Raw genomic sequence first — 5,470 nt, forward strand, 5'->3', positions numbered from 1 at the left:
TAGTGGCGAGTCGGGGTGTCATATTCAACGTGAGAAGTGTTGATGGTGATACCACGTGCTTTTTCTTCTGGTGCGTTATCGATCTGGTCGAATGCGCGAGCAGAACCGCCGTAGGTTTTAGCCAGAACGGTGGTGATAGCAGCAGTCAGGGTAGTTTTACCGTGGTCAACGTGGCCGATAGTACCAACGTTGACGTGCGGTTTGGAACGTTCAAATTTTTCTTTAGACATCGCTTGTCCCTCTAAGACACGGATTAATCGGTGATATCACCACATCAACCAGGCATTGCCTGAATCGTTGAATTTTAATGCACAGAGAAGAAGCAGGGAGGGAGATTTTGAAAGTGGTGCTGATACCCAGAGTCGAACTGGGGACCTCACCCTTACCAAGGGTGCGCTCTACCAACTGAGCCATATCAGCACGGCTTGGAGCGGGCAGCGGGAATCGAACCCGCATCATCAGCTTGGAAGGCTGAGGTAATAGCCATTATACGATGCCCGCATCCTGGAACTCGGCTACCTGTTCTGTCTGTAGCTTGTGAACAACAGGAAAAAGCTTTCCTGTTACTCGAGTCAACAAGCATTTGCCTGCTAACTTTGACTGCGCTTGAGCTCAGTCGGAAATCTTGATGAACATACTCCTGGAGAGTAGTCATCGTTGCAGATAGACGATTTCTTGTCTTTCTGCTTTCGACTCAAACTAAGAATCGAAATGGTGGTGGGGGAAGGATTCGAACCTTCGAAGTCGATGACGGCAGATTTACAGTCTGCTCCCTTTGGCCGCTCGGGAACCCCACCTGGGGTACTTGATGGTGCCGGCTACCGGAATCGAACTGGTGACCTACTGATTACAAGTCAGTTGCTCTACCAACTGAGCTAAGCCGGCATCAAGTGGTGCGCATTCTAGGAAGACCCGGCGCATGATGCAACAAAAATATTGCGATAAATGTTCTTATGCTCACTATTTGTGCAAAACCTCGCAAATTGGCCGTTAAATACAATAAATCAGTTCAATTAAGCAGCAAGAGGTTCTGTTTTTTGCTCCATTCACATGGCCCACTGACAGAATATTTCAGTGTTTGTTTTTTAAAATTACCGACGATTTTTTCTAACAGAATGCACCAGCATGCCGCATTCGCACATTTTGTGTGCAACCTTAGTGTTACTGGTTCGATGGGGTGCGCCTGAATTCGCTATCTGTAGGCTGGAACATATTTTGCTTATCTTTAATGGACTAACCAGACCTATACCCCAGAGGAGGACTCGCATGAAAATAATGATGCTCACTGCCGCCACCCTGCCGGTTTATCGCAGTCAGTTAGCCGAATTGTTAATGGATGCTGTTGCTCACAATGCTCTGACTGACTATCAGCCCATCCAAAATCGTGAAGAGGCGGCTAGCTACTTCCATAGCCTGCGTGATGGATTAGCAAAGGGAGAAAGACTGCTCTGGGTGGCCTGCGACCAGAACGGTGTTGTGGCAAGCATACAATTGGAAATATGCGCACGCCCGGATGGCCGTAATCGTGCGGAGGTCCAGCAGCTGCTGGTTCATAGCAGGGCCAGGCGCAAAGGTGCAGGAAAGCGGCTCCTCGCGGTGCTGGAACAGGAAGCAATACATCGTCAGCGTGGCCTGCTTTATCTCGATACGTTGGCGGGTACCCCCGCAGAGGCATTTTATCGCTCCCAGGGCTACAGTTGTCTGGGCGAGCTTCCAGATTATGCCTGCTTAGCTGAAGGCTATTACTGCCCTGCTGTGATTTATTACAAACGCCTGTTTCGGGTTAATCAGGTTGTGCGTCCGATTGCCAGTTAAAGTTATCATTTATGCGGGTGAGCTTGCGTTTGCACCCGCTGTACATCTTTTTTCCTTCTTATTGCTGCCCTTCTGATGTTAACCTCCTGCCCATTGTGTTCTGATTTAGCCCTCAGTACTAAAGCCTGTCTCCGAGCATTTCTCGTTGAAATAATATGGCTAACACACTGAAGGATAAACGATTGCTGGCAGAAGCATGTATATGAGCAAAAAAGATTCATTGTTAACTACGCCCTATTTGCAATTCAACCGTACTCAGTGGGCTGCGCTGCGCGATTCCGTGCCAATGACCCTGTCAGAGGATGAAATTGCCCAGTTAAAAGGGATTAACGAAGATCTCTCCATAGAAGAAGTTGCCGAGATCTACTTGCCGCTCTCTCGACTGCTGAATTTTTATATCAGTTCCAATTTGGGGCGTCAGGCAGTTCTTGAGAAGTTTTTGGGTACAAAAGGACAGAAAGTTCCCTATATTATTAGTATTGCAGGCAGCGTTGCTGTTGGTAAAAGTACCACAGCTCGCGTGTTACAGGCGCTTCTCAGCCGCTGGCCTGAGCACCGTAAAGTAGAATTGATCACCACTGATGGATTCTTACATCCCAATGCAGTCCTTAAAGAACGGGACCTGATGAAGAAGAAGGGTTTCCCTCTTTCTTACGATATGCACAGGCTGGTTAATTTTGTTTCAGAATTAAAATCTGGTGCTGCGCAGGTAACCGCTCCGGTGTACTCCCATCTTATTTATGATGTCATCCCGGACGGCGATAAGATCGTGCAGCAGCCCGATATTCTTATTCTGGAAGGGCTGAATGTACTGCAAAGCGGGATGGATTATCCGCACGATCCTCATCATGTTTTCGTGTCTGACTTTGTTGATTTCTCTATTTATGTCGACGCACCTGAGGATTTATTGGAACACTGGTACATCAATCGTTTCCTGAAATTCCGCCAGGGTGCATTTAGCGACCCGGACTCTTATTTCCATCACTATTCGCAACTTCCCGAGGAAGAAGCGGTAGGTATTGCCACACAGTTATGGAAAGAAATTAATCACTTAAATTTAAAAGAAAATATATTACCGACTCGTGAGCGTGCCAGCCTGATTATGACCAAAAGCTTTGGCCATGCGGTCGATTTGGTAAGATTAAGAAAGTAAAAAAGGGGCAATTAATGCCCCTTTTTATTCATTAAACGCTCAATGATTTGCTAAAGAATGATTCAGAGACGTGGTTGTTTTTAATGTTGTGGTCTCAATGAAATCTCACCGCCAACCCAGGATTTTTTGACACCATCCTGTTCAAGAATGAGTCCACCCTGCTGATCGATACCTCGCGCAATACCGAATATTTCCCGGTCGCCAATCAGTAATTTAACCGGCCGATCGATAAAGTTATCCAGTCTGGCCCAGCGCCCCACAAATGGCGTCAAGCCATCTTGCTCAAACTGAGCAAGCGCAGAACGCAACTTATTGACAATTCGTGCAGATAAAGCGTTTCGATTGACGGTGACTCCCGCCTCCTGCAGATTGATCCATCCCTGATTTATCGCTTCTGCGGCCGGTGCGCGCATCCCCAGATTAATCCCAGCACCGATCACGATTTGCGCAGCATCGCCTGTTTTACCTGTAAGTTCGACCAAAATACCCGCAAGTTTACGATCTTCGAGATAAATATCATTTGGCCATTTGACACGAACATTAGCAGCACCGAGTTCCTGTAGGGCTTCGGCCAATACGATACCAATGACCAGGCTAAGGCCCATGGCGGCTGCAGGCCCCTGTTCAAGACGCCAGTACATGGATAAATATAGGTTCACACCGAAAGGTGAGATCCACTGCCTACCTCGCCGGCCCCTGCCTGCCTGTTGGTACTCGGCAACACAGGCGTCTCCTGACTGCAGACGGTCCATACGATCCAACAAATATTGGTTGGTTGAGTCAATAACCGGAATGACGGCCAGGCGTCCGTTATCTAACTGGGCATTAATTTCATCTTCGTTGAGTAATTGCATCGAAGAAGACAGGCTGTAACCTTTGCCCGTGACGGTGAAAACATCAATGCCCCATTCTTTCAGCGTCTGGATATGTTTATTGATGGCAGCACGGCTCATCCCCAACTGTTCCCCGAGCTGCTCACCGGAGTGAAACTCACCGTTAGCCAGGATAGAAACCAGCTTCAAAGGTACGGTATTATCTTTCATGCGAGTGCCTCCACTGCATTTACCTCGCCACTACTGGCAATAAACCGGACTTCAGGCTCAAGCCAGACATTAAATTTAGACGCTACCCGCTGGCGTACGATACGGGCCAGTTCGATGATGTCTTTCCCTGTCGCATCCTCACAATTTATCAGCACCAGAGCCTGCTTTTCATGTACAGCAGCCCCTCCCTGACGGAATCCTTTGAGTTCACATTGATCGATTAACCAGCCAGCAGCCAGTTTAACCTCGCCGCTTACCTGCGGATAGAGCGGTATAGCTGGGTAGTGTTTCTGTAACTCAGCAGCAACCTTTGAACTGACTAATGGGTTTTTAAAGAAGCTACCCGCATTTCCTGTCACTTTAGGGTCAGGTAACTTACTGCGGCGCATATGGCATACCGAGTCAAAAACCTGACGTGGAGTGACCGTCTTGGGGTCCAGGTCTCGCAGGTCACCGTAGCTCAGTACCGGTTTCCAGACCTTTGGCAGGAGCAACCCAATAGCAACAATGGCAAAACCATCACGATACTGATGCTTAAAAATGCTGTCCCTGTAGCCAAACTGACACTGTGCAGCCGTTAGCCTTAAGATATGGCCATCGGCCAGGCTTATGACGTCAACATACGCACAAAGCTGTTCAAATTCGACACCATAGGCCCCAATATTTTGGATCGGTGCCGACCCTGCACAGCCGGGAATTAACGCCAGATTTTCTAACCCAGGCAGGCCCTTATCAAGCGTCAACTCGACCAGCTGATGCCAGTTTTCTCCTGCGCCGATATGCAGTAACCATGCGTCATTTTTCTCCTGGATCTCTATACCTTTAAGCCGATTAATAATCACCTGGCCAGAGAAATTCTCAATAAACAGTACATTACTGCCTTCTCCGAGTAATAACGTGGGCTCTTTTTTCCGTTGGCTCAACTGCCAGGACTGGCATAACTGTTCTGCATTTTCAGCAACCGTAATAACAGCTGCTGCTGCTTCAAGAGAAAATGTATTCCAGGGTTTCAGGGAATTTTTCTGGCGGGACATAAGACAGCCTTTACGAATTTAACTAGTTGTAGTGTAACCGATCGACAGGAGGTGGGTTTAGGATTTTCTGGGGGCGACCACTATTCAAGCATACTCTGGCAACCAAAATGAAAACATATTTTTTTACAAAATTCATGACTTGTTGTGCATGATTTTTGAGCGAAAGAGGAATGTAGATGCTTTAAAGCTCATGTAATCATTCATTACCGGATGAACAGAGGCAAGAGGTGTAGAGCTGGATAGCAGTACAGAGAATACAGACTACTGGATTGTAAAAAGGTCACTTCAGGCAGGATTTTAAACGGCATAAACGCAAAAAGGCCATCCTTGCGGATGGCCTTCTGCTTTGTTTGATGCCTGGCAGTTCCCTACTCTCGCATGGGGAGGCCCCACACTACCATCGGCGCTACGGCGTTTCACTTCTG

General features: G+C 47.7%; 5 protein-coding genes and 4 tRNA genes. 2 read left to right on the top strand and 7 right to left on the bottom strand.

The features are described from left to right. The 5 genes from JOE09_RS25970 to JOE09_RS25990 form a co-directional block, all read right to left on the bottom strand. Window positions 1-230 (bottom strand): GTP-binding protein (locus JOE09_RS25970; RefSeq protein ID WP_239553314.1); only part of this gene is annotated, 230 nt, incomplete at its 3' end. A 114-nt stretch (window positions 231-344) separates the two neighbouring features. After that, window positions 345-420 (bottom strand) — tRNA-Thr (locus JOE09_RS25975). A 6-nt stretch (window positions 421-426) separates the two neighbouring features. Continuing rightward, window positions 427-501: transfer RNA gene (locus tag JOE09_RS25980), tRNA-Gly, on the bottom strand. A 211-nt stretch (window positions 502-712) separates the two neighbouring features. Then, window positions 713-797, bottom strand: a tRNA-Tyr gene (locus JOE09_RS25985). 12 nt (window positions 798-809) lie between these two features. Further along, window positions 810-885 (bottom strand) — tRNA-Thr (locus tag JOE09_RS25990). 381 nt (window positions 886-1,266) lie between these two features. Between JOE09_RS25990 and JOE09_RS25995 the strand changes: the two genes are divergently transcribed. Both JOE09_RS25995 and coaA read left to right on the top strand, forming a co-directional pair. Continuing rightward, window positions 1,267-1,815 carry a GNAT family N-acetyltransferase gene (locus JOE09_RS25995; RefSeq protein WP_105595818.1) on the top strand — a complete coding sequence of 183 codons (549 nt, stop codon included), beginning with the start codon at window positions 1,267-1,269 and terminating at the stop codon, window positions 1,813-1,815. A 202-nt stretch (window positions 1,816-2,017) separates the two neighbouring features. Continuing rightward, window positions 2,018-2,968 (top strand): type I pantothenate kinase, encoded by a 951-nt coding sequence (gene coaA, locus JOE09_RS26000; RefSeq protein ID WP_105595817.1) that lies wholly within the window; start codon window positions 2,018-2,020, stop codon window positions 2,966-2,968. An 80-nt stretch (window positions 2,969-3,048) separates the two neighbouring features. Here the strand turns inward: coaA and birA are convergent, their stop codons facing one another. Together birA and murB are read right to left on the bottom strand one after the other, a co-directional pair. Further along, window positions 3,049-4,011, bottom strand: a complete 963-nt coding sequence (gene birA / locus JOE09_RS26005) for a bifunctional biotin--[acetyl-CoA-carboxylase] ligase/biotin operon repressor BirA (protein ID WP_200563894.1) — start codon at window positions 4,009-4,011, stop codon at window positions 3,049-3,051. Beyond that, window positions 4,008-5,045, bottom strand: a complete 1,038-nt coding sequence (gene murB / locus JOE09_RS26010) for a UDP-N-acetylmuramate dehydrogenase (protein ID WP_205067851.1) — start codon at window positions 5,043-5,045, stop codon at window positions 4,008-4,010. Before murB ends, birA begins: the two co-directional genes overlap by 4 nt. Window positions 5,046-5,470: the final 425 nt, after the last annotated feature.

This window comes from Pantoea coffeiphila (assembly GCF_016909495.1).
GTDB lineage: Bacteria > Pseudomonadota > Gammaproteobacteria > Enterobacterales > Enterobacteriaceae > Erwinia > Erwinia coffeiphila.

Bases quoted from the DNA above. Each gene is read 5' to 3' on its own strand.
- JOE09_RS25995 (WP_105595818.1), top strand. From the start codon at position 1,267: ATGAAAATAATGATGCTCACTGCCGCCACCCTGCCGGTTTATCGCAGT.
- murB (WP_205067851.1), bottom strand. From the start codon at position 5,045: ATGTCCCGCCAGAAAAATTCCCTGAAACCCTGGAATACATTTTCTCTT.
- birA (WP_200563894.1), bottom strand. From the start codon at position 4,011: ATGAAAGATAATACCGTACCTTTGAAGCTGGTTTCTATCCTGGCTAAC.
- coaA (WP_105595817.1), top strand. From the start codon at position 2,018: ATGAGCAAAAAAGATTCATTGTTAACTACGCCCTATTTGCAATTCAAC.